Annotated in this window: 38 protein-coding genes and 2 tRNA genes; all 40 read left to right on the top strand. The window is 55.5% G+C overall.

The window, feature by feature from the left end:
• The 40 genes from E3E30_RS06445 (at position 1) to E3E30_RS06250 (ending at position 20316) form a co-directional block, all read left to right on the top strand.
• Positions 1 to 402, top strand: coding sequence for a 30S ribosomal protein S19 (locus E3E30_RS06445; RefSeq protein WP_099209830.1), 402 nt, complete (start codon positions 1 to 3; stop codon positions 400 to 402).
• 10 nt (positions 403 to 412) lie between these two features.
• Positions 413 to 883 (top strand): 50S ribosomal protein L22, encoded by a 471-nt coding sequence (gene rplV, locus E3E30_RS06440; protein ID WP_042692810.1) that lies wholly within the window; start codon positions 413 to 415, stop codon positions 881 to 883.
• Positions 884 to 888: 5 nt separating this feature from the next.
• Positions 889 to 1518, top strand: coding sequence for a 30S ribosomal protein S3 (gene rpsC, locus E3E30_RS06435; protein ID WP_042692812.1), 630 nt, complete (start codon positions 889 to 891; stop codon positions 1516 to 1518).
• Positions 1505 to 1705, top strand: a complete 201-nt coding sequence (rpmC, locus tag E3E30_RS06430; protein WP_042692814.1) for a 50S ribosomal protein L29 — start codon at positions 1505 to 1507, stop codon at positions 1703 to 1705. Before rpsC ends, rpmC begins: the two co-directional genes overlap by 14 nt.
• A gap of 36 nt (positions 1706 to 1741) precedes the next feature.
• A complete protein-coding gene (yciH, locus tag E3E30_RS06425) occupies positions 1742 to 2008 on the top strand; it encodes a stress response translation initiation inhibitor YciH (protein ID WP_206205113.1) in 267 nt (88 codons plus the stop codon).
• Positions 1894 to 2271: a ribonuclease P protein component 1 gene (locus tag E3E30_RS06420; RefSeq protein WP_167728765.1), complete on the top strand. Its 378-nt coding sequence runs from the start codon at positions 1894 to 1896 to the stop codon at positions 2269 to 2271. The genes yciH and E3E30_RS06420 overlap by 115 nt, the downstream gene beginning before the upstream one ends.
• A complete protein-coding gene (locus E3E30_RS06415) occupies positions 2268 to 2612 on the top strand; it encodes a 30S ribosomal protein S17 (RefSeq protein WP_042692819.1) in 345 nt (114 codons plus the stop codon). Before E3E30_RS06420 ends, E3E30_RS06415 begins: the two co-directional genes overlap by 4 nt.
• Before the next feature lie 4 nt (positions 2613 to 2616).
• A complete protein-coding gene (locus E3E30_RS06410; protein ID WP_042692821.1) occupies positions 2617 to 3042 on the top strand; it encodes a 50S ribosomal protein L14 in 426 nt (141 codons plus the stop codon).
• 10 nt (positions 3043 to 3052) lie between these two features.
• A complete protein-coding gene (gene rplX, locus E3E30_RS06405; protein WP_042692823.1) occupies positions 3053 to 3418 on the top strand; it encodes a 50S ribosomal protein L24 in 366 nt (121 codons plus the stop codon).
• Entirely contained in the window at positions 3418 to 4149 is a 732-nt protein-coding gene (locus tag E3E30_RS06400; RefSeq protein WP_042692825.1) for a 30S ribosomal protein S4e, read from the top strand. The genes rplX and E3E30_RS06400 overlap by 1 nt, the downstream gene beginning before the upstream one ends.
• Positions 4150 to 4160: 11 nt before the next feature.
• Positions 4161 to 4712, top strand: a complete 552-nt coding sequence (locus tag E3E30_RS06395; RefSeq protein ID WP_099209838.1) for a 50S ribosomal protein L5 — start codon at positions 4161 to 4163, stop codon at positions 4710 to 4712.
• Between the two features lies 1 nt (position 4713).
• Positions 4714 to 4884 (top strand): 30S ribosomal protein S14, encoded by a 171-nt coding sequence (locus E3E30_RS06390; RefSeq protein WP_011250478.1) that lies wholly within the window; start codon positions 4714 to 4716, stop codon positions 4882 to 4884.
• 11 nt (positions 4885 to 4895) lie between these two features.
• Positions 4896 to 5288: a 30S ribosomal protein S8 gene (locus E3E30_RS06385; protein ID WP_042692830.1), complete on the top strand. Its 393-nt coding sequence runs from the start codon at positions 4896 to 4898 to the stop codon at positions 5286 to 5288.
• Positions 5289 to 5298: 10 nt separating this feature from the next.
• Positions 5299 to 5853: a 50S ribosomal protein L6 gene (locus E3E30_RS06380; protein ID WP_042692833.1), complete on the top strand. Its 555-nt coding sequence runs from the start codon at positions 5299 to 5301 to the stop codon at positions 5851 to 5853.
• Between the two features lie 10 nt (positions 5854 to 5863).
• Positions 5864 to 6247: a 50S ribosomal protein L32e gene (locus E3E30_RS06375; RefSeq protein WP_042692834.1), complete on the top strand. Its 384-nt coding sequence runs from the start codon at positions 5864 to 5866 to the stop codon at positions 6245 to 6247.
• Positions 6247 to 6699, top strand: a complete 453-nt coding sequence (locus tag E3E30_RS06370) for a 50S ribosomal protein L19e (protein WP_206203809.1) — start codon at positions 6247 to 6249, stop codon at positions 6697 to 6699. The genes E3E30_RS06375 and E3E30_RS06370 overlap by 1 nt, the downstream gene beginning before the upstream one ends.
• A 10-nt stretch (positions 6700 to 6709) precedes the next feature.
• Positions 6710 to 7315 (top strand): 50S ribosomal protein L18, encoded by a 606-nt coding sequence (locus E3E30_RS06365; protein ID WP_167728764.1) that lies wholly within the window; start codon positions 6710 to 6712, stop codon positions 7313 to 7315.
• The gene (gene rpsE, locus E3E30_RS06360; protein ID WP_042692841.1) at positions 7312 to 8019 is read left to right on the top strand and encodes a 30S ribosomal protein S5; all 708 of its coding nucleotides are present in this window, start codon (positions 7312 to 7314) and stop codon (positions 8017 to 8019) included. Before E3E30_RS06365 ends, rpsE begins: the two co-directional genes overlap by 4 nt.
• Positions 8020 to 8030: 11 nt before the next feature.
• Positions 8031 to 8498 carry a 50S ribosomal protein L30 gene (locus E3E30_RS06355; protein ID WP_042692844.1) on the top strand — a complete coding sequence of 156 codons (468 nt, stop codon included), beginning with the start codon at positions 8031 to 8033 and terminating at the stop codon, positions 8496 to 8498.
• A gap of 11 nt (positions 8499 to 8509) precedes the next feature.
• On the top strand, positions 8510 to 8956 hold the full coding sequence (locus tag E3E30_RS06350; protein ID WP_042692846.1) for an uL15 family ribosomal protein: 447 nt from the start codon (positions 8510 to 8512) through the stop codon (positions 8954 to 8956).
• 29 nt (positions 8957 to 8985) lie between these two features.
• Positions 8986 to 10437 (top strand): preprotein translocase subunit SecY, encoded by a 1452-nt coding sequence (gene secY, locus E3E30_RS06345; protein WP_042692848.1) that lies wholly within the window; start codon positions 8986 to 8988, stop codon positions 10435 to 10437.
• Between the two features lie 70 nt (positions 10438 to 10507).
• On the top strand, positions 10508 to 11098 hold the full coding sequence (locus E3E30_RS06340; protein ID WP_042692850.1) for an adenylate kinase: 591 nt from the start codon (positions 10508 to 10510) through the stop codon (positions 11096 to 11098).
• Positions 11091 to 11615, top strand: a complete 525-nt coding sequence (locus E3E30_RS06335; protein WP_042692852.1) for an EMC3/TMCO1 family protein — start codon at positions 11091 to 11093, stop codon at positions 11613 to 11615. Before E3E30_RS06340 ends, E3E30_RS06335 begins: the two co-directional genes overlap by 8 nt.
• A gap of 42 nt (positions 11616 to 11657) precedes the next feature.
• Positions 11658 to 11930: a 50S ribosomal protein L34e gene (locus tag E3E30_RS06330; protein WP_167729011.1), complete on the top strand. Its 273-nt coding sequence runs from the start codon at positions 11658 to 11660 to the stop codon at positions 11928 to 11930.
• A gap of 10 nt (positions 11931 to 11940) precedes the next feature.
• Entirely contained in the window at positions 11941 to 12534 is a 594-nt protein-coding gene (cmk, locus tag E3E30_RS06325; RefSeq protein WP_167728763.1) for a (d)CMP kinase, read from the top strand.
• On the top strand, positions 12535 to 12786 hold the full coding sequence (locus E3E30_RS06320; protein WP_042692860.1) for a 50S ribosomal protein L14e: 252 nt from the start codon (positions 12535 to 12537) through the stop codon (positions 12784 to 12786).
• A 169-nt stretch (positions 12787 to 12955) separates the two neighbouring features.
• The gene (locus E3E30_RS06315) at positions 12956 to 13177 is read left to right on the top strand and encodes a type II toxin-antitoxin system HicB family antitoxin (RefSeq protein ID WP_167728762.1); all 222 of its coding nucleotides are present in this window, start codon (positions 12956 to 12958) and stop codon (positions 13175 to 13177) included.
• Positions 13149 to 13388 (top strand): type II toxin-antitoxin system HicA family toxin, encoded by a 240-nt coding sequence (locus tag E3E30_RS06310; protein ID WP_042692866.1) that lies wholly within the window; start codon positions 13149 to 13151, stop codon positions 13386 to 13388. Before E3E30_RS06315 ends, E3E30_RS06310 begins: the two co-directional genes overlap by 29 nt.
• 9 nt (positions 13389 to 13397) lie before the next feature.
• Positions 13398 to 14402 carry an RNA-guided pseudouridylation complex pseudouridine synthase subunit Cbf5 gene (locus tag E3E30_RS06305; RefSeq protein WP_167729010.1) on the top strand — a complete coding sequence of 335 codons (1005 nt, stop codon included), beginning with the start codon at positions 13398 to 13400 and terminating at the stop codon, positions 14400 to 14402.
• Positions 14403 to 14965: 563 nt separating this feature from the next.
• On the top strand, positions 14966 to 15943 hold the full coding sequence (locus tag E3E30_RS06300) for a potassium transporter Kef (RefSeq protein ID WP_167728761.1): 978 nt from the start codon (positions 14966 to 14968) through the stop codon (positions 15941 to 15943).
• A gap of 71 nt (positions 15944 to 16014) precedes the next feature.
• The gene (locus E3E30_RS06295) at positions 16015 to 16602 is read left to right on the top strand and encodes a class I SAM-dependent methyltransferase (RefSeq protein WP_167728760.1); all 588 of its coding nucleotides are present in this window, start codon (positions 16015 to 16017) and stop codon (positions 16600 to 16602) included.
• Positions 16588 to 16674, top strand: a tRNA-Ser gene (locus E3E30_RS06290). The genes E3E30_RS06295 and E3E30_RS06290 overlap by 15 nt, the downstream gene beginning before the upstream one ends.
• Before the next feature lie 42 nt (positions 16675 to 16716).
• On the top strand, positions 16717 to 17166 hold the full coding sequence (locus E3E30_RS06285; RefSeq protein ID WP_015859575.1) for a 30S ribosomal protein S13: 450 nt from the start codon (positions 16717 to 16719) through the stop codon (positions 17164 to 17166).
• Positions 17167 to 17176: 10 nt separating this feature from the next.
• Positions 17177 to 17719: a 30S ribosomal protein S4 gene (locus tag E3E30_RS06280; protein ID WP_042692877.1), complete on the top strand. Its 543-nt coding sequence runs from the start codon at positions 17177 to 17179 to the stop codon at positions 17717 to 17719.
• A complete protein-coding gene (locus tag E3E30_RS06275) occupies positions 17716 to 18138 on the top strand; it encodes a 30S ribosomal protein S11 (RefSeq protein ID WP_042692880.1) in 423 nt (140 codons plus the stop codon). The genes E3E30_RS06280 and E3E30_RS06275 overlap by 4 nt, the downstream gene beginning before the upstream one ends.
• 29 nt (positions 18139 to 18167) lie before the next feature.
• Positions 18168 to 18950 (top strand): DNA-directed RNA polymerase subunit D, encoded by a 783-nt coding sequence (locus E3E30_RS06270; protein WP_167728759.1) that lies wholly within the window; start codon positions 18168 to 18170, stop codon positions 18948 to 18950.
• Position 18951: 1 nt separating this feature from the next.
• Positions 18952 to 19039, top strand: a tRNA-Leu gene (locus E3E30_RS06265).
• 58 nt (positions 19040 to 19097) lie between these two features.
• Positions 19098 to 19463 (top strand): 50S ribosomal protein L18e, encoded by a 366-nt coding sequence (locus E3E30_RS06260; protein ID WP_042692884.1) that lies wholly within the window; start codon positions 19098 to 19100, stop codon positions 19461 to 19463.
• A gap of 6 nt (positions 19464 to 19469) precedes the next feature.
• A complete protein-coding gene (rplM, locus tag E3E30_RS06255; RefSeq protein ID WP_014122445.1) occupies positions 19470 to 19898 on the top strand; it encodes a 50S ribosomal protein L13 in 429 nt (142 codons plus the stop codon).
• Between the two features lie 10 nt (positions 19899 to 19908).
• On the top strand, positions 19909 to 20316 hold the full coding sequence (locus tag E3E30_RS06250) for a 30S ribosomal protein S9 (RefSeq protein WP_015859569.1): 408 nt from the start codon (positions 19909 to 19911) through the stop codon (positions 20314 to 20316).
• The last annotated feature ends 29 nt before the right edge of the window (positions 20317 to 20345 follow it).

Here is a 20345-nt window from a genome sequence, read left to right as displayed (position 1 = left end):
ATGGCGAGAAAGAAGGAGTTTAAGTATAGGGGTTACACGCTCGACGAACTGCTCAACATGTCCCTTGAGGAGTTCGCCAAGCTCCTCCCGGCCAGGCAGAGGAGGAGCCTCAAGAGGGGCCTCTCCCCGGAGCAGAAGAAGCTCCTCAGGAAGATTAGGCTTGCCAAGAAGGGCAAGTACAACAAGCCCATAAGGACCCACAGCAGGGACATGATAGTCCTCCCCGAGATGGTCGGCATTACGATTCACGTCTACAACGGCAAGGAGTTCGTCCCGATTGAGATAAAGGAGGAGATGATAGGCCACTACCTCGGTGAGTTCGCCCTCACGAGGAAGATAGTCCAGCACGGCTCACCGGGTGTCGGAGCCACCAGGTCCTCGATGTTCGTGGCAATCAAGTGAGGTGGTTTAGATGAGCAGGGGCAGGTTTTCCTACTCATTCCAAAATTTTGACCCTGAAAGAATGGCTCGCGCGAGCGGAAGGGACCTCAGGATTTCACCCAAGCACAGCGTCGAGCTCCTCAGGGAGATAAGGGGCATGATGCTCAACGACGCCCTCAAGTACCTCGACGACGTCATAAACCTCAGAAGGCCCGTTCCGATGAAGCGCCACAACGACAGCCAGGGCCACAAGCCTGGTAAGGGCTTTGGTCCCGGTCGCTATCCGGTCAAGGTCGCCAAGGCCGTCAAGAAGATACTCCTCAACGCCAAGAACAACGCCGAGCAGAAGGGCCTCGACGTCGACAGGCTCAAGATAATCCACGCGGCCGCTCACAGGGGGCCCGTCCTCAGGGGTTACATCCCGAGGGCCTTTGGAAGGGCCACCCCCTTCAACGAGCAGACCACGCACATAGAGATAGTCGTCGAGGAGATTAGGAGGTGAGACCTTTGGCCATCGAGAGGTACTTCATCAAGGAAGGCGTTAAGGAGATGCTCATCGACGAATACCTTGAGAAGGAGCTTCGCAGGGCGGGTTACGGTGGAATAGACATCAAGAAGACTCCCCTCGGAACCAAGGTCATAATCTTCGCTGCCAGCCCCGGTTACGTCATCGGAAGGGGTGGAAGGAGGATAAGGGAGCTCACCAGAATCCTTGAGAGGCAGTTCGGCCTCGAGAACCCGCAGATTGAGGTCGAGGAAATCAAGAACCCCTACCTCAACGCCAAGGTTCAGGCCGTTCGTCTGGCTCAGGCCCTTGAGAGGGGAATCCACTTCAGGAGGGCCGCTTACTCAGCAATCAGGGCCATCATGAGGAACGGTGCTCGTGGTGTTGAGATTAGGCTCAGCGGAAAGCTCACCGGTGAGAGGGCTAAAAGCGTCAGGTTCTACCAGGGCTACCTCGCCAAGGTCGGCAACCCGGCCGAGACCCTCGTCAGCAAGGGCTACGCTCAGGCACTCCTCAAGCTCGGTGTTATCGGCGTTAAGGTTGCCATCATGCCGCCCGACGCGAGGCTTCCGGATGAGATTGAGGTCAAAGACATAGTCGAGGAAGAGGTGAGCGGCAATGAAGCCCAGTGAGATTAGGGAGATGAGCATCGAGGAGATTGAGCAGAAGATAAGGGAGCTCAGGCTTGAGCTTGCCAAGGAGCGTGGCGTGCTCACCATGGGGGCTTCCCTCGAGAACCCCATGGTCATCCGCAACCTCAGGCGCGACATCGCGCGCCTGCTTACCATAAAGAAGGAGAAGCTTAGGGAGAAAAGGTGAGGTTAGGTGCCGAGGATTGTGAACCCTCTGGATGAGATGCTCTTTAAGGAGGTCCTGAAGGAGCAGCAGAGGATTAGGGTCTACATCGAGAGGGCCCGCTACGGAAAGCTTAAGACCATAATCGAGGGCATAGACGAGAAGGAGTTCGACCTCGAGGACATAGCAAAGAAGCTGAAGGCGAAGCTGGCATGTGGCGGAACCGTAAAGAAGGGAAGGATAGAGCTCCAGGGCGACCACAGGGACCGTATCAAGAAGTTGCTCGCAGACCTTGGATTTTCCGAGGAGCTCATAGAGGTCGAGTGACGCGGAAAAACATAGTCTGGCACGAGCTCATAGGCCTCAAAGCAAAGATTATAAGGGCATCTCATCCAGAGCTGGTCGGCATCGAGGGCTACGTCCTTGACGAGACGAGGAACACCCTCACCATAGGTGGGGAGAGGGTTTGGGTCGTTCCAAAGGACGTGGTCGAGATTGAGTTCGACCTCGGCGATGAGAAAATCCGAATCAACGGTCGTGATTTGATTGGAAGGCCCGAGATGAGACTCAAGAAGAGGTGGCGGAAATGAGAGAGATTGGATTGAGGGTTCAGCCTCCCGCTGAGGTGTGTAACGACCCCAAGTGCCCCTGGCACGGGAACCTCAAGATACACGGGAGATACGTTGAGGGTATAGTCGTCAGCGACAAGGGTAAGAAGACCGTCGTCGTCGAGAGGCAGTACTACCACTACCTCAAGAAATACGAGCGTTACGAGCTCAGGAGGAGCAAGGTTCACGCCCACAACCCCGAGTGCATCAACGCAAGGGTTGGAGACAAAGTCCTTATAGCCGAGACCAGGCCGATAAGCAAGACCAAGAGCTGGGTCGTCGTGGCCGTCCTTGAGAGGGCCGAGAGGAAGGAGGAGGTGTGAGGCAATGGCCAAGAAGGGTGCCGGTGCGACCAGGGGTATAAGCCCCGTCAGGCCAACTCGCGCTCTTCCGATTGGGGCCTACCTCAAGGTCGCCGACAACAGCGGTGCCAAGGTCATTCAGATAATCGGCGTCGTTGGCTACAAGGGAACCAGGAGGAGGCTCGCTTCAGCTGGCGTCGGCGACATGGTCGTTGCCACCGTCAAGAAGGGAAGGCCTGACATGAGGCACCAGGTCGTCAGGGCCGTCGTCGTCAGGCAGAGGAAGGAGTACAGGCGCCTTGACGGCATGCGCGTCAAGTTCGAGGACAACGCCGCTGCCATAGTCACTCCCGAAGGCGTTCCGAGGGGAACCGAAATCAGAGGTGCCATAGCCAGGGAGGCCGCCGAGAGGTGGGTCAGGCTCGGTAGCATAGCGAGCATAGTGCTGTGAGGTGAGAGTTATGAAGCTTGATATGAAGCAGCCGAGAAAGCAGAGGAAGTTCCTCTACAACGCTCCCCTTCACCTCAGGGGTAAGATAATGAGCGCGACCCTGAGCAAGGAGCTGAGGGAGAAGTACGGCATCAGGAACCTCCCGATTAGGGTTGGCGACAAGGTCAAGGTCATGCGCGGGGACTTCAAGGGCAAGGAAGGAAAGGTCGTTGAGGTCGACCTCAAGAGGTACAGGATTCACGTTGAGGGAGTCACCCAGAAGAGAACCGACGGAACCGAGGTTTACTACCCGCTCCACCCGTCGAACGTTATGATTGTCGAGCTCAACCTCGACGATGAGAGGAGAGAGAAGATAATTAAGAGGAGGGCTGAGTGATGGCGAGAAAGGGTCCGAAGAGGCACCTTAAGAGGCTTGCCGCTCCAACCGCTTGGTACATCCACAGGAAGGCCTACAAGTGGGCCGTTCGCCCGAGCCCGGGTCCGCACAGCATGAAGACTTCCATACCGCTCCTCTACATAGTCAGGGACTACCTTGGCTACGCGAGAACCGCGAGAGAGGCTAGGAAGATACTCAACGAGGGCAAGATACTCGTTGATGGTCGCGTTAGGAAGGACTACAAGTTCCCGGTTGGAATCATGGACGTCGTCTCGATTCCGGAAACCGGCGAGCACTACAGGGTCCTGCCCAACAGGATTGGCAAGCTCATCCTCCACCCGATAAGCGAGGAAGAGGCCAAGCTCAAGCCCTTCAGGATTGACAACAAGAGGATGGTCAAGGGCGCGAAGGTCCAGCTCAACCTCCACGACGGAAGCAACCACCTCGTTAGCCTTGCTGAGAAGGACGCCTACAAGACCTCTTACACCGTCATCATGAAGGTTCCGGAGAGGCAGATAGTCAAGATACTGCCCTTCGAGGTCGGTGCCTACGTCTTCGTTACCCAGGGTAAGAACGTCGCGAGGAAGGGTAAGATAGTCGAGGTCAGGCACTTCCCGATGGGCTGGCCCGACGTCGTCACCATCGAGGACGAGAACGGCGAGCTCTTCGACACCCTGAAGGAGTACGCCTTCGTCGTTGGTAAGGACAAGCCGGAGATTTCCCTTCCGTGAGGTGAGAGACGATGCAGATTAACAGGGAGGCTATCCTTGCAGACTGGGAAGCTCACCCGATGAGGAAGCCGAGGATTGCGAAGCTCACCATAAACATCGGTGTTGGCGAGAGCGGTGAGAGGCTTACCAAGGCCGAGAAGATGCTCCAGGACCTCGTCGGCCAGAAGCCGATAAGGAGGCGCGCGAAGCAGACCAACAAGGACTTCGGAATAAGGCGCGGTGAGCCGATAGCGGTTAAGGTCACTCTCCGTGGAAAGAAGGCCTACGAGATGCTTGACAGGCTCCTTGAGGCCGTTGACAGGAAGCTTAGCGTCGGCAACTTCGACGAGCACGGGAACTTCTGCTTTGGAATCCAGGAGCACATCAACATACCGGGCGTCGAGTACGACCCCGAGATAGGTATCTTCGGTATGGACGTCTGCGTCACCCTTGAGAGGCCCGGCTTTAGGGTCGCCAAGAGGAAGAGGCAGAGGAGGAAGATACCGACCAGGCACAAGCTGACGAAGGAAGAGGGTATAGTCTTCGCTATTGAGGAGTTCAAGGTCAACGTGGAGGGATTGTGAGATGGCGAAGGCTGATTACAACAAGAGGAAGCCGAGGAAGTTTGGTAAGGGAGCGAGAAGGTGCATGCGCTGCGGCCAGTACGGCCCGATAATCAGGATACACGGCCTTATGCTCTGCAGGCACTGCTTCCGCGAGGTCGCTCCAAAACTCGGCTTCAAGAAGTATGAGTGAGGTGAGAAGCGATGACTCTGCTTGACCCGCTTGCGAACGCTCTCTCCCACATGACCAACAGCGAGAGGGTTGGAAAGAAGGAGGTCTACATAAAGCCCGCCTCGAAGCTCATCGGTGAGGTTCTCAGGGTTATGCAGGAGAACGGCTACATCGGCGAGTTCGAGTTCATAGACGATGGAAGGGCAGGTATCTACCGCGTTCAGCTCATCGGCAAGATAAACAAGGCAGGAGCGATTAAGCCGAGGTTCCCGGTCAAGGCCAGGGACTACGAGTACTGGGAGAAGAGGTTCCTTCCGGCCTTCGAGTTCGGAATCCTCATAGTGTCCACCTCCCAGGGCGTTATGACCCACAAGGAGGCCCGTGAGAAGGGCATCGGCGGAAGGCTGATAGCCTACGTCTACTGAGGTGAGAGCGATGCCGATAGACGCGTGGGTAAGGGAAGAGGTTGAGATTCCAGAGGGAGTCGAGGTCACCGTCGAGAACAACGTCGTCAAGGTCAAGGGTCCCAAGGGCGAGCTCCAGAGGGAGCTCAAGTACCCGGGCGTTAAGATATTCACCGAGGACGGCAAGGTTGTCATATACAAGGAGTTCCCGAGGAAGAAGGACATCGCCATCGCGAGAACCTTCAAGGCCCACATAGCCAACATGATTAAGGGCGTCACCGAGGGCTTCACCTACAAGCTCAAGGTCGTTTACAGCCACTTCCCGGTCACCGTCAAGGTTCAGGGCGACGAGGTCGTCATCGAGAACTTCCTCGGTGAGAAGGCTCCGAGGAGGGCCAAAATCCTCCCGGGCGTTACGGTAAAGGTTCGCGGTCAGGAGATACTCGTCGAGGGCATAGACAAGGAAGCCGTTGGCCAGACCGCGGCCAACATCGAGCAGGCCACGAGGATAACGAAGTGGGACAGGCGTGTCTTCCAGGATGGTATTTACATAGTTGAGAAGGCTGGCAAGCCGATAAAGTTCTGAGGTGTGAGAAATGGACGAGAAGGCGAGACTCCTTAGGGTGAGGGCCAGGCTCAAGAGGAAGAAGCCCAAGTTCCTCCGTCAGGAGTGGTGGAGGTATCCCAAGTTCAAGAACGACCCCAAGTGGCGCAGGCCCAAGGGAATCGACAGCAAGATGAGGCTCAAGAAGAAGGGCAAGCCCCGCTCACCCAGCATAGGCTGGAGCTCACCGAAGGCCGTTCGCGGGCTTCACCCGAGCGGTTACGAGGAGGTCCTCGTTCACAACGTCAAGGAGCTCGAGGCAATAGACCCGACCAGGCAGGCGGCGAGGATAGCTGGAACCGTCGGCGCGAGGAAGAGAGAACTGATAATCGCGAGGGCCAAGGAGCTCGGAATTAAGGTCCTCAACGCGAGGTGATGCTCATGCTTAAGATGCAGAGAAGGATTGCCGCTGACATTTTGAAGTGCGGTGAGAACAGGGTTTGGATTGACCCCGAGAGGATTGACGACGTTGCCGCGGCAATAACGAGGGAGGACATAAAGAGGCTCATCCACGACGGCGTCATCAAGAAGAAGCCCATCAAGGGCCAGAGCAGGGCCAGGGCGAGGGCCTTCCACGAGGCGAGGAAGAAGGGACGCCACAGGGGCCCCGGAAGCAGGAAGGGTAAGAAGACCGCCAGGATGGGCAAGAAGGAGCGCTGGATGATGACCATAAGGGCCCTCAGGAAAGAACTCAGGAAGCTCAAGGCTGAGGGCAAGATTGACGCCCACACCTACAGGAGGCTCTACATCAGGGCCAAGGGTGGCCAGTTCAAGAACAAGAGGCAGCTCTACCTGTTCATGCAGGAGCACGGCATCTTGAAGGAGTGAGGTGAGATAAATGGCGAGAGGACCAAGGTATAGGGTTCCCTTCAGGAGGAGGAGAGAGGGTAAGACCAACTACCACAAGAGGCTCAAGCTCCTCAAGAGCAAGAAGCCGAGGCTCGTCGTGAGGAAGACCCTCAACCACCACATAGCGCAGATTATAGTCTACGACCCGAAGGGCGACAGGACTATAGTTTCCGCCCACACCAGGGAGCTCATCAGGGACTTCGGCTGGAAGGGCCACACCGGAAACACCCCGAGTGCCTACCTCCTCGGACTGCTCATCGGTTACAAGGCGAAGCAGGCCGGCGTTGAGGAGGCCATACTCGACATAGGCCTTCACCCGCCGACCAGGGGAAGCTCGGTTTTCGCCGTCCTCAAGGGAGCGGTTGACGCTGGCCTCAACGTCCCGCACAGCGAGGAGATATTCCCAGAGGACTACAGGATAAGGGGCGAGCACGTTGCAAACTACGCCAAGGCCCTCAAGGAGGAGGACGAGGCCCTTTACAGGAAGCAGTTTGGTGGCTACCTCGTCAAGGGCCTTGAGCCCGAGAAGCTCCCCGAGCACTTTGAAGAGGTTAAGGCCAAGATAATCGAGAAGTTTGAGGGGGCGAGAGAATGAGCGACCCGAGAGAGATTGCCCAGAGGGTTCTTGAGGAGTGGGAGCCGAAGACCAAGCTCGGCAGGCTCGTCAAGGAGGGTCAGATAACTGACATTCACGAGATATTCAGGAAGGGCTACCAGATAAAGGAGCCCGAGATAGTTGACGTTCTCCTTCCCGAAGTCAACCTGAGGGAGAACCAGGAAGTGCTTGACATAGCTCTCACCGTCAGAATGACCGACAGCGGTAGGAGGATTCGCTTCAGGGTTCTCGCAGCTGTTGGCAACAGGGACGGCTACGTCGGCCTTGGAATCGGTCACGGAAGAGAAGTCGGCATAGCCATCAGGAAGGCCATAAGCTACGCCAAGATGAACATCATCGAAATCAAGCGCGGTTGCGGTTCATGGGAGTGCAGGTGCAGGAGGCCTCACTCAATCCCGTTCGCCGTCGAGGGCAAAGAAGGTAGCGTCCGCGTCAAGCTCATGCCCGGACCGCGTGGTCTCGGACTCGTCATAGGTGACGTTGGCAAGAAGATACTCACCCTTGCCGGTGTCCAGGACGTCTGGTCCCAGACCCTCGGTGAGACGAGAACCACCGTCAACTTCGCCAAGGCCGTCTTCAACGCCCTCTACAACACCAACCGCGTCGCCATACAGCCCGGTATGGAGGAGAAGTACGGTATCGTCGTTGGCAGGGCGATGCCCCAGAGCTTCACCCTTGAGTGAGGTGAGAGAAGATGGCAAAGCTTGCACTCATAAGGCTTAGGAGCGGGATTAGGGCGAGGGGCGAGGTTAGAGACACCCTCGCCATGCTTCGCCTTCACAGGATTAACCACCTCGTCATAGTCGACGACACCCCGAGCTACCGCGGAATGATACAGAAGGTCAAGGACTACATCACCTGGGGCGAGATAGACAAAGAGACCCTCGTCAAGCTCCTCAGGAAGAGGGGCAGGCTCGTTGGCAACAAGCCGATTACCGATGAGTACGTTCAGGAGAAGCTCGGAATGAGCATCGAGGAGTTCGCCGAGAAGGTCATCAACGGCGAGATGAAGCTCAGGGATTTACCCAACATCAAGCCCGTCTTCAGGCTCCACCCGCCGAGGGGAGGACTGAAGGGAAGCAAGAAGCGCTCCTTCAAGGAGGGCGGTGCCCTCGGCTACAGGGGCGAGAAGATTAACGAGCTCATAGAGAGAATGCTCTGAGGTGGCGAGAGATGATTAGGAGGAGGAAGAAGGTTAGGAAGCTTCGCGGAAGTCACACTCACGGATGGGGGTGCAAGAAGAAGCACCGCGGCGGCGGAAGCAAGGGTGGCCGCGGTATGGCCGGTACCGGTAAGAGGAAGGACCAGAAGTTCACCTGGACCATCAAGTACGCCCCCGACCACCTCGGCAAGCGCGGCTTCCACAGGCCCAAGGCCGTCCAGTACATCCCCAAGGTCATCAACCTGAGCGACATCGACGAGAACTTCGAGCTCTTCAAGGACATGGGCGTCATCTACGAGGAGGAAGGAAAGCTCGTCTTCGACGCCACCCAGCTCGGCGTTGACAAGGTTCTCGGTACAGGAAAGCTCACCCGCGCCATCGTCGTCAAGGCCTACTACGTTACCCCCAAGGCCGAGGAGAAGATTAAGGCCGCTGGTGGCGAGGTCATCCTCGCCTGATTTCTTTCAACTTTTGGCGGGTGTCGGCTATGGGAAAGGTAAGGGACATTGTATACGCCATAGAGCGCTACTTCCCCGAGGTTGAGAGGCCGAAGAGGCACGTTCCCCTCAAGGAGAAGTTCATGTGGACTGGAATAGTTCTGTTGCTCTACTTCATACTCGCTGAAATCCCCCTGTATGGAATCCCACCCAAGGTTCAGGATTACTTTGCAACGCTCCGTTTCGTGCTCGCCGGTAAGAGCGGTTCGCTTTTAACGCTGGGTATCGGTCCCATCGTTACCGCGAGTATAATCATGCAGCTTCTCGTTGGTTCCGAGATAGTTAAGCTCGACCTCTCAAATCCCGAGGATAGGAGGTTCTATCAGGCCGCTCAGAAGCTGTTTTCGGTATTCATGAGCTTCTTCGAGGCGGCAATCTACGTCTTCGCCGGAGCGTTTGGTAAGGTCAGCACCGGAATAGGGGCCTTCCAGACCGTTACGAGCCCTGATGGATTCGTTTACATAGGTCTTGGCCTCGCAATCCTGATAATCCTCCAGCTTGGATTTGCGTCCACGATGCTTATACTACTCGATGAACTCGTCAGCAAGTGGGGAATAGGCAGTGGTATCAGTCTCTTCATTGCCGCTGGAGTTTCACAGACGGTCATTTACAAAGCCCTCGCCCCGATACCAAGCAAGGAGTACATTGACCCCCTGACCGGAGAGCCTGCCATAGTCGGTGCCATCCCCGCCTTCATCCAGCACCTAATTCATGGCGACATAACGGGGGCTATCTACCGTGGTGGAACCCTGCCGGATATGGTTAAACTCCTTGGAACAATAGCGGTGTTCCTAATCGTCGTATATCTCGAGAGCATGCGCGTTGAGATTCCGCTCAGCTACGGCCGCGTGACCGTTCGCGGAAGGTACCCGATAAGGTTCATGTACGTCAGCAACATTCCGATAATCCTCACCATGGCCCTCTACGCCAACATCCAGCTCTGGGCCAGGCTTCTCAACAACTACGGCATAACCTGGCTCGGAACCTTTGGGGAGAACGGCTACCCAGTGAGCGGCTTCGTCACGTACCTCTATCCCCCAAGGGACATCTTCCACGTCATTAACGACCCCGTCAGGGCGCTGGTCTACGCAATAATGACGATATTCTGGTCGCTGATATTCGGTTTCCTCTGGGTTGAGCTGACCGGACTTGACGCGAGGAGCATAGCAAGACAGCTCCAGCAGGCGGGACTCCAGATTCCAGGATTCAGGCGCGACCCGAGAATCCTTGAGAGGGTCCTCCAGCGCTACATACCCTACGTTACCTTCTGGGGCTCCTTCACGCTGGCGCTGGTGGCAGTGCTCGCGGACTTCTTCGGCGCGCTGGGTACTGGAACTGGAATACTGCTGACGGTCGGCATCCTCTACAGGTTCTACGAAGAGATTGCCAGAGAGCAGGCAACGGAGATGTTCCCGGCCCTCAGAAGATTCTTCGCCAAGTGACCCTTTCCTTTTTGCAAAACCTTTTAAGGCCGTTTTTCCTTACCCAACCAGAACCCCCTGGGTGAGAGCTATGCCGTTTGTGGTCATGATTACAGGTATTCCAGGAGTTGGCAAGAGCACTATTACGAGACTTGCCCTTAAGAGAACCCGGGCTAAGTTCAGGCTCGTCAACTTCGGTGACTTAATGTTCGAGGAAGCCGTTAAGGCGGGTCTGGTTAAACACAGGGATGAGATGAGGAAGCTCGACCCGAAGACGCAGAGGGAGCTCCAGCTTAAAGCCGCCCAGAAGATAGTCGAGATAGCCCGGGAGGAGCCGGTGTTGCTCGACACCCACGCGACCATTAGAACTCCAGTTGGCTACCTACTCGGCTTTCCCAGGGAGGTTATTGAAGTCATAAACCCCAACTTCATAGTGATAATCGAGGCGACGCCGAGCGAGATACTCGGAAGGCGCCTCCGCGACCTCAAGAGGGACAGGGACGTTGAGACCGAGGAGCAGATTGAGAGGCACCAGGACCTCAACAGGGCAGCTGCGATAAGCTACGCCATGCACTCAAACGCCCTCATAAAGATAATCGAGAACCACGAGGATAAGGGTCTCGAAGAGGCAGTTAACGAACTCGTTCAAGTGCTGGACTTGGCGGTGAGTGAGTATGATTGAGGGAATCTACCAGTTTCTTGACGATGTTTTCGGGCCGTTCATGATGAACTACCATCCCCTTTGGGTCATAACACTAATGGGCTTTATAATCGGTGGGTTCTACACGTTGCTCTATTACTTCTTCACGGACATTGAGAAGCAGAAGAAGCTCCAGAAGCTCGCCAAAGAAGTTCAGAAGGAAATGAGGGAAGCCCAGAAGAGCGGCGACGAGAAGAAGCTCAGAAAGGCTCAGCAGAAGCAGTTGGAGCTCATGAAAATGCAGAGCGAGCTCATGAAGCAGCAGATGGTTCCGATGTTCCTCACGATGCCAATATTCTGGATATTCTTCAGCTGGCTCAGAAGATGGTACACAGAGGTCGCGATAGCCAAGGCCCCGTTCAACTTCTTCCTCTTTGACTGGTTCCACAGTATGTATCACTCTGCCCTGTCCGGAAGTGAACTCGGCTACTTCGGCTGGTACATCCTTTCGAGCTACGTCATTGGTATGGTGCTCAGAAAGCTCCTTGACATGGGATAAATTTAAAAACGCTCCGCTGAAAGGGGTTGCGAGGTGAGAGTAATGAAGCCGATGTACCGCTCAAGGTCATGGAGGAGGAAGTACGTTAGGACTCCCGGAGGAAGAACCGTAATCCACTTTGAGAGGAGGAAGCCCAAGGTTGCCCACTGCGCCATGTGCGGAAGGCCCCTCAACGGCGTTCCGCGCGGAAGGCCGAGCGAGCTCAGGAAGCTCCCGAAGACCGCCAAGAGGCCCGAGAGGCCCTACCCGAACCTCTGCCCGAGCTGCATGAGGAAGGTCATGAAGGCCCAGGTCAGGGCCGCCATAGCCCTCTGAAGGTGCGCCTATGCCGAAGGGCTGCCTCGTCATAACCGTCAGCGGCCTGGCCGGTTCCGGAACCACCACCCTCTGCCGGAACCTCGCCAAGCACTACGGCTTCAAGCACATCTACGCCGGGTTGATATTCCGGCAGATGGCCAAAGAGATGGGAATGACCCTTGAGGAGTTCCAGAAGTACGCCGAACTTCATCCAGAGATAGACAGGGAAGTTGACCGGAGGCAGGTCGAGGCAGCCAAGGAGTGTAACGTCGTCATTGAGGGCCGCCTCGCTGGATGGATGGTCAAGAATGCAGACCTTAAGATATGGCTCGACGCGCCCATAATGGAGCGCGCCAAGAGGGTTGCAAGAAGGGAAGGCGTCTCCGTTGAGGAGGCCTTCGTTCAGATTGCCGAGAGGGAGAAGGGGAACAGGAAAAGGTATTTAAACCTCTACGGTATCGACATCGAGGACAAATCAATTTACGATTTAATCATAAACACTGCCAAATGGGGTCCCGATGGGGTCTTCGCGATTGTGAAGGCCGCCATCGACCACCTTTACCCCGACGGCGACGCGGGGTCGGGTTCAAGCCCGGAAAACAAAAAGAAGGAGGTGGGATGAATGCCAGCTATTGAGGTCGGAAGGATTGCCGTCGTTATTGCCGGAAGGAGGGCCGGACAGAAGGTCGTCGTTGCCGACATAATCGACAAGAACTTCGTCCTCGTCACCGGTGCTGGCCTCAACAAGGTCAAGCGCAGGAGGATGAACGTCAAGCACCTCGAGCCCCTTCCGGAGAAGGTCAACATCGAGCGCGGTGCCTCCGACGAGGAGATAAAGAAGGCCCTCGAAGAGGCCGGCATAAGCCTTGAGTGAGGGCTTTCCCTCACTCTTCTTCCAATAAGTTTCTTAACGCTTCTCGGTCCCTGATAGTTTCGCCATTCTGTGGGCAAATACCTTCCAAACTGGCCGGTTTTCACGTACCGCTTCAGGTATTAGGTGAGTTTATTAAGTCTGGCCTCAAACTCTATGGGGGGTGAGTGAGGTGCAACTCCATGCCGTCATCTGGGAGGAAGAGGGCATTTACGTCATTCGGGAGGTCTTTACAGGTGTTACGACTCAGGGGGAGACAATAGAGGAGGCAATTGAGAACCTCAAAGAGGCCGTTGAGCTGTACCTTGAGGAGTTTCCGGAGCTGAGGAATGAACTGAAGAGGGTAAAGTTCGTGGGCGATTTCTATGTCGAAGTTGCCAAGGCTCTCGGGTGAAGAAGTCGTTAAAGTGCTCACCAAAAAGTTCGGCTTCAAGGTGTCCCGCCAGAGGGGTAGCCACGTTGTCCTCGTTAAATACGTTGACGGCAGGAAAATAGGAACCGTGGTCCCGCTTCACAAAGAGTTAAAAGCTGGTACGTTGATGGGAGTCCTGAGACTTGCTCAAATAAGCAAGGAGGACTTTATCAAAGCGTTGGAAGACCCATAGGTGATGCTCATGGCGAGGGACGAAGTGAGGAGAATCCTTCCAGCGGATATAAAGCGAGAGGTCCTGATTAAGGACGAGAAGGCCGAGACGAACCCGAAGTGGGGCTTTCCGCCCGAGAAGAGGCCGATGGAGATGCACATGCAGTTCGGCATAATCAACCTCGACAAGCCGCCGGGGCCGACGAGCCACGAAGTTGTCGCGTGGATTAAGAAGCTCTTCAACCTGAGCAAGGCAGGTCACGGCGGAACCCTCGACCCCAAGGTCAGCGGTGTTTTACCGGTTGCCCTTGAGAGGGCCACGAGGGTCGTTCAGGCGCTCCTTCCTGCAGGTAAGGAGTACGTAGCTTTAATGCACCTTCACGACGACGTTCCCGAGGACAGAATCCTCGCCGTCATGAAGGAGTTCCAGGGCGAGATAATTCAGAGGCCGCCGCTGAGGAGTGCCGTAAAGAGGCGCCTGAGGACGAGGAAGGTCTACTACATCGACGTGCTTGAGATAGATGGTAGGGACGTGCTCTTCCGCGTTGGCGTCGAGGCGGGAACGTACATACGTTCGCTGATTCACCACATAGGCCTGGCTTTGGGCGTTGGAGCGCACATGGCGGAGCTGAGAAGGACGAGGAGCGGTCCCTTCAAGGAGGACGAGACGCTCGTGACGCTCCACGACTTAGTGGACTACTACCACTTCTGGAAGGAGGACGGCATTGAGGAGTACTTCAGGAAGGCGATACAGCCGATGGAAAAAGCGGTTGAACATCTGCCCAAGGTGTGGATAAGGGATTCAGCCGTCTCCGCTATAACCCACGGTGCCGATTTGGCCGTTCCGGGAATAGTCAAGCTCCACAAGGGCATAAAGAAGGGCGACCTCGTTGCGATAATGACCCTCAAGGACGAGCTGGTGGCACTCGGAAAGGCCACGATGACTAGCGGAGAGATGCTCCAGAGGAGCAAGGGCATAGCGGTTGACGTTGACAAGGTCTTCATGCCGAGGGACTGGTATCCGAAGCTGTGGTAGAAACTTCGCCTGCGCGAAGTTTCATCAAGGTTGGTAGCTCCCTTCTAAAGTTCATTTTTTAAGGATTTTCTCAATTAACATGGCTCTTTTTGGATGGGATTATATTGAATGCCTTTTAGTGTGGGTTTAAATTTAAATTGACGCCCTTCGGGCGTCGGGAAGAGAGTAAACCCTTTTTGAGAGGAACAATTTGGATTCTTCCCCTTTGAGCATTATGCAATTTTGTGAACAAAATCCCTGGAATGGGTTTTTGGTAGTGAGCTACTAACTTTTGGTGAAGCTTTTTCCAAAAGCTTCCTGTACTCTCAAACCCCCGGAGTGGGGCTTCGCCCCACAACCCCGTTTTCTTCCAAACCTCCGGGGGGCTAACGCCCCCACACCCCCAAACTTTGCTTTGCAAAGTTTCATCAAAGTTGGTAGCTCCCTTCTAACGGGCTAAGTTTCGAATTATTTTTCTCCTCAATGGGTCAATTTTGAAGGCGAGAAGATTGATTCCTTGACCGTGCTGGCCCTCCTGAACTTTTATTAAACGTTTTAGCGTATCGTAGCAAGGTGGCATGTATATGGGCTGGAAGGACCCTCGTCTTCTCCTAACCTTTCTTCTAGGGGCGGTTTTTCTGGCAGTCCTGTTTCACTACTTCCTTTCGCTTCCATGGGAAGAAAGCTTCTTGTTTGGGGTCGTCTTGGCGCTTCTCTATACTCTGGCCCATGTTCTTCGGAAGGAACCGGATAAATGGAGAAAGTCTGGGCTCTTAAAATCCAAGGGCTTAAGGTATCTCATCTTTTTCCTGGGCTCGTTTGGGTTCAGTGTGCTCTTATTCGGGCTTATGTATCTGGTCTTTGCAAAACCGGGAACTTCGTTCGTTTCCCTCGTCAAGGTGCTCGGAGCTCTCTTTGCAGTAGGCTCCTCCATGATGTTCCTAGCCTCGGTGTTTTATAGCAAGAATAAGACGCCTGAGAAAATCACTTACTCCTGGCAGAACTTTTTGAGTGAGCTTTCGGCGTCAATTCCCCTATTCATGATTTCATACTTCTCCGGTGTTAGCTTGGAAAAGAGTGTTTCAATGGCTCTTTATGTTTTTGTTGCGGCCGGCTGGTACTACTCCATGATGGCGCACAAATATGTGATATCTGACAGGGTACTCAAAATCCGGGCCGTTGTGAATTTTGTTGCCATTACTTCGGGGCTGTACCTATTTGTAATTGATAACGTAATCATCAGCGGGCTGGCGGGGATAGTTTTCGCGGTTGTCTCTGAAAAAGACTACAAGATAACACGGAAACTCATTGAGGTGGGACTGCTGGAGATAAAACACGCCGAAATTGGGGCTGGACGCTTGTTTTATGCCGTCTTTTATGGACTTGGGATGGTGGTTGCTTTGATGATAATAACGGGGAACTACAGTGCCTCGTTTATCCGGGAATCTTTGCTGACTATGTTTGGGCTCCTGTACATCTTTACAACGATGTTTTTGCCCTTCGGGACGCTAATCGGTTGGTTAAGGTTGAAAGCTCATGGTGTGGGAATCGATGAGCAATAGCGCTGGAGAAACTACCCGCCGGGGCATGAGTCCGCGTGCATCTTTATAAACCCCTCAACGAAGCACCGCACATGAGCCACTACTACTCCGAGGAGCCGAACGTTCCGCTGAGGACGAAGACGATAGAGGTCTGCCTTAGGGGCCACTGCTTCAAGTTCATCACTACGAGCGGTGTCTTCTCCTTCGGGAAGCTCGACCGGGGGACGGAGTTGCTCATAGAGAACATGGTTCTCGATAGGAACTGGCGCGTTCTTGACCTGGGCTGTGGCTACGGGGCAATCGGGATAGTTGCATCGCGCTTCGTTGACTACGTCGTCATGACCGACGTGAACAGGAGAGCGATTAGCATAGCGAGGAAAAACTTAAAAATCAACGGCGTTAGAAACGCCGAGGTCAGGTGGGGAAGCCTCTACGAGCCCGTTAAGGGCGAAAAATTCGACTCAATCATCACCAATCCCCCCGTGCACGCGGGAAAGGAAGTCCTGAGGGAAATAGTTATAAACGCTCCCCGGCATCTCAACGATGGTGGCCTCCTGCAACTGGTGATTAAGACGAAGCAGGGGGCAAAGTATATTAAGGCCCTCATGGAGGAGACCTTCACCGAAGTGAGAGAGCTCGCGAAGGGGAGCGGTTACCGCGTGTACGCCGGGATTGCCTAGCCTGGGAAGGCGCGGGCCTTGAGAGCCCGTGGGCGTTTGCCCGCCGGGGTTCAAATCCCCGTCCCGGCGCCAAAATCCCTTTGATTCCCAAGAGGGATGGGAGGTGTATTCGTAATGACCGAGAACTTCAGGCACATAGTCCGCGTTGCGGGCGTTGATTTGGATGGACACAAGCAGTTGAGATGGGCACTGACAGGGATTAAGGGAATAGGAATAAACTTCGCCACGATGGTGCTCAGGGTTGCAGGGCTCGACCCCTACATGAAGGCCGGCTACCTCACCGACGAGCAGGTCAAGCTGATAGAGAAAATCCTCGAGGACCCCGTTGCCCACGGAATCCCGGCTTGGGCCGTCAACAGGCCGAAGGACTACGAGACTGGCAAGGACATGCACCTCATTACAGCTAAGCTCGTTATGGCCTGGCGTGAGGACATCAACAGGCTCAGGAGAATACGCGCCTACCGCGGTATAAGGCACGAGCTCGGCCTGCCGCTCCGCGGTCAGAGAACCAGGTCGAACTTCAGGCACGGAACCACTGTCGGCGTTAGCAGGAGGAAGAAGTGAGGTGGTGTAAATGGGAGACCCGAAGAGGCAGAGGAAGAAGTACGAAACTCCCTCTCACCCCTGGATTAAGGAGAGACTCGACCGCGAGAGGGTTCTGAAGAGGAAGTACGCCCTCAAGAACAAGAAGGAGCTCTGGCGCCACGAGACCCAGCTCAAGGAGTTCAGGCGTAGGGCGAGGCGCCTTCTCGCCGCCCGCGGTAAGCAGGCCGAAATCGAGAGGCAGCAGCTCCTCCAGAGGCTCCACAGGCTCGGCCTTCTCCCGGCCGACGCCGTTCTTGATGACGTCCTCTCGCTCACCGTTGAGGACGTCCTTGAGAGGCGCCTCCAGACTATCGTCTACAAGAAGGGACTCGCCAGGACCATCAAGCAGGCCAGGCAGCTCATAGTCCACGGCCACATCGAGGTCAACGGCCAGATAATCCGCTCACCCGGCTACCTCGTCCTCCGCGAGGAGGAGGACACGATAACCTACGCCAAGAACTCCCCCTTCGCGAAGGAGGGTCACCCCGAGAGGATGGTTATTGAACAGGCCAAGCAGGGTGGTGAGGCATGAGCGAGGAAACCCAGCAGCAGGTTAACCTTAAGAAGAAGGAGAAGTGGGGAGTTGCCCACATCTACTCCTCCTACAACAACACCATCATCCACATCACCGACCTCACCGGGGCCGAGACCGTCTCCAGGTGGAGCGGTGGTATGGTCGTCAAGGCCGACAGGGACGAGCCCTCTCCGTATGCGGCCATGATTGCCGCCAAGAGGGCCGCCGAAGAGGCCATGGAGAAGGGCTTCGTCGGTGTTCACATCAAGGTTCGCGCTCCCGGAGGAAGCAAGAGCAAGACCCCTGGACCCGGTGCTCAGGCGGCAATCAGGGCCCTCGCGAGGGCTGGCCTCAAGATAGGGCGCGTCGAGGACGTTACCCCGATACCGCACGACGGAACCAGGCCCAAGGGCGGTAGGCGCGGTAGGCGCGTCTGACCTTTACAACTTCTTTTTTGGTGATGCAAATGGAGCCGAAGTTTGAAATTCTTGAAAAGAGGGAGGACTCGATAAAGTTCATCGTTAGCGGCATAGACGTCGCCTTTGCCAACGCCCTTAGGAGGACAATTCTCGCTGAGGTTCCTACCTTCGCCGTTGACGAGGTAGAGTTCTTCGAGAACGACTCCGCTTTATTCGACGAGATAATCGCCCACCGATTGGCCATGATTCCCCTCACGACACCCGTTGAGAGGTTCTCGCTCGACGCACTTGAACTCGACGACTACACCGTTACCCTCTCACTTGAGGCAGAGGGGCCGGGCATGGTTTACTCCGGCGACCTCAGGAGCAGTGACGAGGGAATAAAGCCTGCCAACCCGAACATTCCGATAGTCAAGCTCGCTGAGGGACAGAAGCTCACGCTCAACGCCTACGCCAAGCTCGGACGCGGAAAGGACCATGCCAAGTGGCAGCCGGGCTTCGTCTACTACAAGTACCTGACGAAAATCCACGTGAGCAAGGACGTTCCCGACTGGGAAGAGCTCAAGGAGCTCGCCGAGAGGCGTGGTTTGCCCGTTGAGGAGAAGAAGGATGAGATTGTCATAACTACCACCAAGGCCTTCTACCTGCCGAGGAAGTTCGAGGCCTACGAGGGCGAGAAGATTAGGGAAGAGGTAGTGCCTGGAACGTTCGTCTTTACAGTGGAAACAAACGGAGAGCTCCCCGTTGAGGAAATCGTGAGCATAGCGCTCAAGATACTCATGAGGAAGAGCGATAGATTTATAAACGAACTCCATAAATTAGCCGACTGACGCGGGGGTAGCCGAGCCTGGCCAAAGGCGCGGGATTCAGGGTCCCGTCCCGTAGGGGTTCCGGGGTTCAAATCCCCGCCCCCGCACCATAACGCTCACCCCGTCCACCTGTCGGTTTCCCTGCGAGAGCGTTGAGGAGGTATGTTCATGGTCAAGAGAACCGGTCCCACCGACATCAACCTGAGAAGGCTCATTCGGGCACTCAGGAAGAAGTCGAACGAAGAGGGAGTTAAGATTTGGAAGGACATCGCTTGGCGCCTTGAGAGGCCAAGGAGGCAGAGGGCTGAAGTCAACGTCAGCAAGATAAACCGCTACACCAAGGAGGGCGACACCGTCATAGTTCCGGGAAGCGTTCTCGGAGCCGGAAAGCTCGAGCACAAGGTCACCGTTGCCGCCTGGAAGTTCAGCGAGACCGCTAAGAAGAAGATTGTCGAGGCCGGTGGCGAGGCCATCACCATCGAGGAGCTTATGGAGAGAAACCCGAAGGGTAGTGGAGTAATCATAATGGAGTGATGGGCCATGAGGATTATTAACGCTGAAGGACTCATACTCGGAAGGCTCGCCTCGAAGGTTGCCAAGATGCTCCTCGAGGGCGAAGAGGTCGTTATCGTCAACGCCGAGAAGGCCATCATCACCGGAAACCGCGAGGACATCTTTGCCAAGTACAAGCAGAGGACCGAGCTTAGAACCAGGACCAACCCGAGGAGGGGTCCGTTCTACCCGAAGAGGAGCGACGAGATAGTCAGGAGAACCGTCAGGGGCATGCTCCCCTGGAAGACCGACCGCGGAAGGAAGGCCTTCAGGAGGCTCAAGGTCTACGTCGGCGTTCCCAAGGAGTTCGAGGGCAAGGAGCTTGAGACCATAAGCGAGGCCCACATGTCGAGGCTTGCCACGCCGAAGTACGTCACCGTTGGTGAAGTGGCGAAGTTCCTCGGTGGAAAGTTCTGAGGTGAGAAAGATGAGGGTCATCCAGACTGCTGGAAAGAGGAAAACCGCTATAGCGAGGGCCACCATAAGGGAAGGAAAGGGAAGGGTGAGAATCAACCACAAGCCCGTCGAGATAATCGAGCCCGAGATAGCGCGCTTCACCATCATGGAACCGCTCATCCTCGCCGGCGAGGAGATAGTCAGCAAGGTTGACATTGACGTCAAGGTCGAGGGCGGAGGCTTCATGGGCCAGGCCGAGGCCGCGCGCGTTGCCATAGCCAGGGCCCTCGTCGAGTGGACCAACGACATGAACCTCAAGGAAAAGTTTATGAAGTACGACAGGACTATGCTCGTTGGCGACAGCAGGAGGACCGAGCCCCACAAGCCCAACCGCTCGACCAAGGGTCCGAGGGCCAAGAGGCAGAAGTCCTACCGTTGATGCCTCCCCTTTAACAATTTGAGGTGTGG

Origin of the sequence: Thermococcus sp. 9N3 (genome assembly GCF_012027685.1) — an archaeon.
Taxonomy (GTDB): domain Archaea; phylum Methanobacteriota_B; class Thermococci; order Thermococcales; family Thermococcaceae; genus Thermococcus; species Thermococcus nautili.
This window is presented reverse-complemented; position numbering and strand designations above follow the sequence as displayed.

Coding starts and splice junctions, on each gene's coding strand:
- E3E30_RS06340 (WP_042692850.1), top strand. CDS start 10,508: ATGCCGTTTGTGGTCATGATTACAGGTATTCCAGGAGTTGGCAAGAGC.
- E3E30_RS06385 (WP_042692830.1), top strand. CDS start 4,896: ATGACTCTGCTTGACCCGCTTGCGAACGCTCTCTCCCACATGACCAAC.
- E3E30_RS06380 (WP_042692833.1), top strand. CDS start 5,299: ATGCCGATAGACGCGTGGGTAAGGGAAGAGGTTGAGATTCCAGAGGGA.
- rplX (WP_042692823.1), top strand. CDS start 3,053: ATGAAGCTTGATATGAAGCAGCCGAGAAAGCAGAGGAAGTTCCTCTAC.
- rpmC (WP_042692814.1), top strand. CDS start 1,505: ATGAAGCCCAGTGAGATTAGGGAGATGAGCATCGAGGAGATTGAGCAG.
- E3E30_RS06420 (WP_167728765.1), top strand. CDS start 1,894: ATGTGGCGGAACCGTAAAGAAGGGAAGGATAGAGCTCCAGGGCGACCA.
- E3E30_RS06350 (WP_042692846.1), top strand. CDS start 8,510: ATGATTAGGAGGAGGAAGAAGGTTAGGAAGCTTCGCGGAAGTCACACT.
- secY (WP_042692848.1), top strand. CDS start 8,986: ATGGGAAAGGTAAGGGACATTGTATACGCCATAGAGCGCTACTTCCCC.
- E3E30_RS06445 (WP_099209830.1), top strand. CDS start 1: ATGGCGAGAAAGAAGGAGTTTAAGTATAGGGGTTACACGCTCGACGAA.
- E3E30_RS06330 (WP_167729011.1), top strand. CDS start 11,658: ATGAAGCCGATGTACCGCTCAAGGTCATGGAGGAGGAAGTACGTTAGG.
- E3E30_RS06250 (WP_015859569.1), top strand. CDS start 19,909: ATGAGGGTCATCCAGACTGCTGGAAAGAGGAAAACCGCTATAGCGAGG.
- E3E30_RS06395 (WP_099209838.1), top strand. CDS start 4,161: ATGCAGATTAACAGGGAGGCTATCCTTGCAGACTGGGAAGCTCACCCG.
- E3E30_RS06390 (WP_011250478.1), top strand. CDS start 4,714: ATGGCGAAGGCTGATTACAACAAGAGGAAGCCGAGGAAGTTTGGTAAG.
- E3E30_RS06310 (WP_042692866.1), top strand. CDS start 13,149: ATGTCGAAGTTGCCAAGGCTCTCGGGTGAAGAAGTCGTTAAAGTGCTC.
- cmk (WP_167728763.1), top strand. CDS start 11,941: ATGCCGAAGGGCTGCCTCGTCATAACCGTCAGCGGCCTGGCCGGTTCC.
- E3E30_RS06415 (WP_042692819.1), top strand. CDS start 2,268: ATGAGAGAGATTGGATTGAGGGTTCAGCCTCCCGCTGAGGTGTGTAAC.
- E3E30_RS06355 (WP_042692844.1), top strand. CDS start 8,031: ATGGCAAAGCTTGCACTCATAAGGCTTAGGAGCGGGATTAGGGCGAGG.
- rpsE (WP_042692841.1), top strand. CDS start 7,312: ATGAGCGACCCGAGAGAGATTGCCCAGAGGGTTCTTGAGGAGTGGGAG.
- E3E30_RS06285 (WP_015859575.1), top strand. CDS start 16,717: ATGACCGAGAACTTCAGGCACATAGTCCGCGTTGCGGGCGTTGATTTG.
- E3E30_RS06400 (WP_042692825.1), top strand. CDS start 3,418: ATGGCGAGAAAGGGTCCGAAGAGGCACCTTAAGAGGCTTGCCGCTCCA.
- E3E30_RS06260 (WP_042692884.1), top strand. CDS start 19,098: ATGGTCAAGAGAACCGGTCCCACCGACATCAACCTGAGAAGGCTCATT.
- rplV (WP_042692810.1), top strand. CDS start 413: ATGAGCAGGGGCAGGTTTTCCTACTCATTCCAAAATTTTGACCCTGAA.
- E3E30_RS06375 (WP_042692834.1), top strand. CDS start 5,864: ATGGACGAGAAGGCGAGACTCCTTAGGGTGAGGGCCAGGCTCAAGAGG.
- E3E30_RS06295 (WP_167728760.1), top strand. CDS start 16,015: ATGAGCCACTACTACTCCGAGGAGCCGAACGTTCCGCTGAGGACGAAG.
- E3E30_RS06300 (WP_167728761.1), top strand. CDS start 14,966: ATGGGCTGGAAGGACCCTCGTCTTCTCCTAACCTTTCTTCTAGGGGCG.
- E3E30_RS06335 (WP_042692852.1), top strand. CDS start 11,091: ATGATTGAGGGAATCTACCAGTTTCTTGACGATGTTTTCGGGCCGTTC.
- E3E30_RS06275 (WP_042692880.1), top strand. CDS start 17,716: ATGAGCGAGGAAACCCAGCAGCAGGTTAACCTTAAGAAGAAGGAGAAG.
- rplM (WP_014122445.1), top strand. CDS start 19,470: ATGAGGATTATTAACGCTGAAGGACTCATACTCGGAAGGCTCGCCTCG.
- E3E30_RS06365 (WP_167728764.1), top strand. CDS start 6,710: ATGGCGAGAGGACCAAGGTATAGGGTTCCCTTCAGGAGGAGGAGAGAG.
- E3E30_RS06305 (WP_167729010.1), top strand. CDS start 13,398: ATGGCGAGGGACGAAGTGAGGAGAATCCTTCCAGCGGATATAAAGCGA.
- E3E30_RS06280 (WP_042692877.1), top strand. CDS start 17,177: ATGGGAGACCCGAAGAGGCAGAGGAAGAAGTACGAAACTCCCTCTCAC.
- E3E30_RS06370 (WP_206203809.1), top strand. CDS start 6,247: ATGCTCATGCTTAAGATGCAGAGAAGGATTGCCGCTGACATTTTGAAG.
- yciH (WP_206205113.1), top strand. CDS start 1,742: ATGCTCTTTAAGGAGGTCCTGAAGGAGCAGCAGAGGATTAGGGTCTAC.
- E3E30_RS06270 (WP_167728759.1), top strand. CDS start 18,168: ATGGAGCCGAAGTTTGAAATTCTTGAAAAGAGGGAGGACTCGATAAAG.
- E3E30_RS06320 (WP_042692860.1), top strand. CDS start 12,535: ATGCCAGCTATTGAGGTCGGAAGGATTGCCGTCGTTATTGCCGGAAGG.
- E3E30_RS06410 (WP_042692821.1), top strand. CDS start 2,617: ATGGCCAAGAAGGGTGCCGGTGCGACCAGGGGTATAAGCCCCGTCAGG.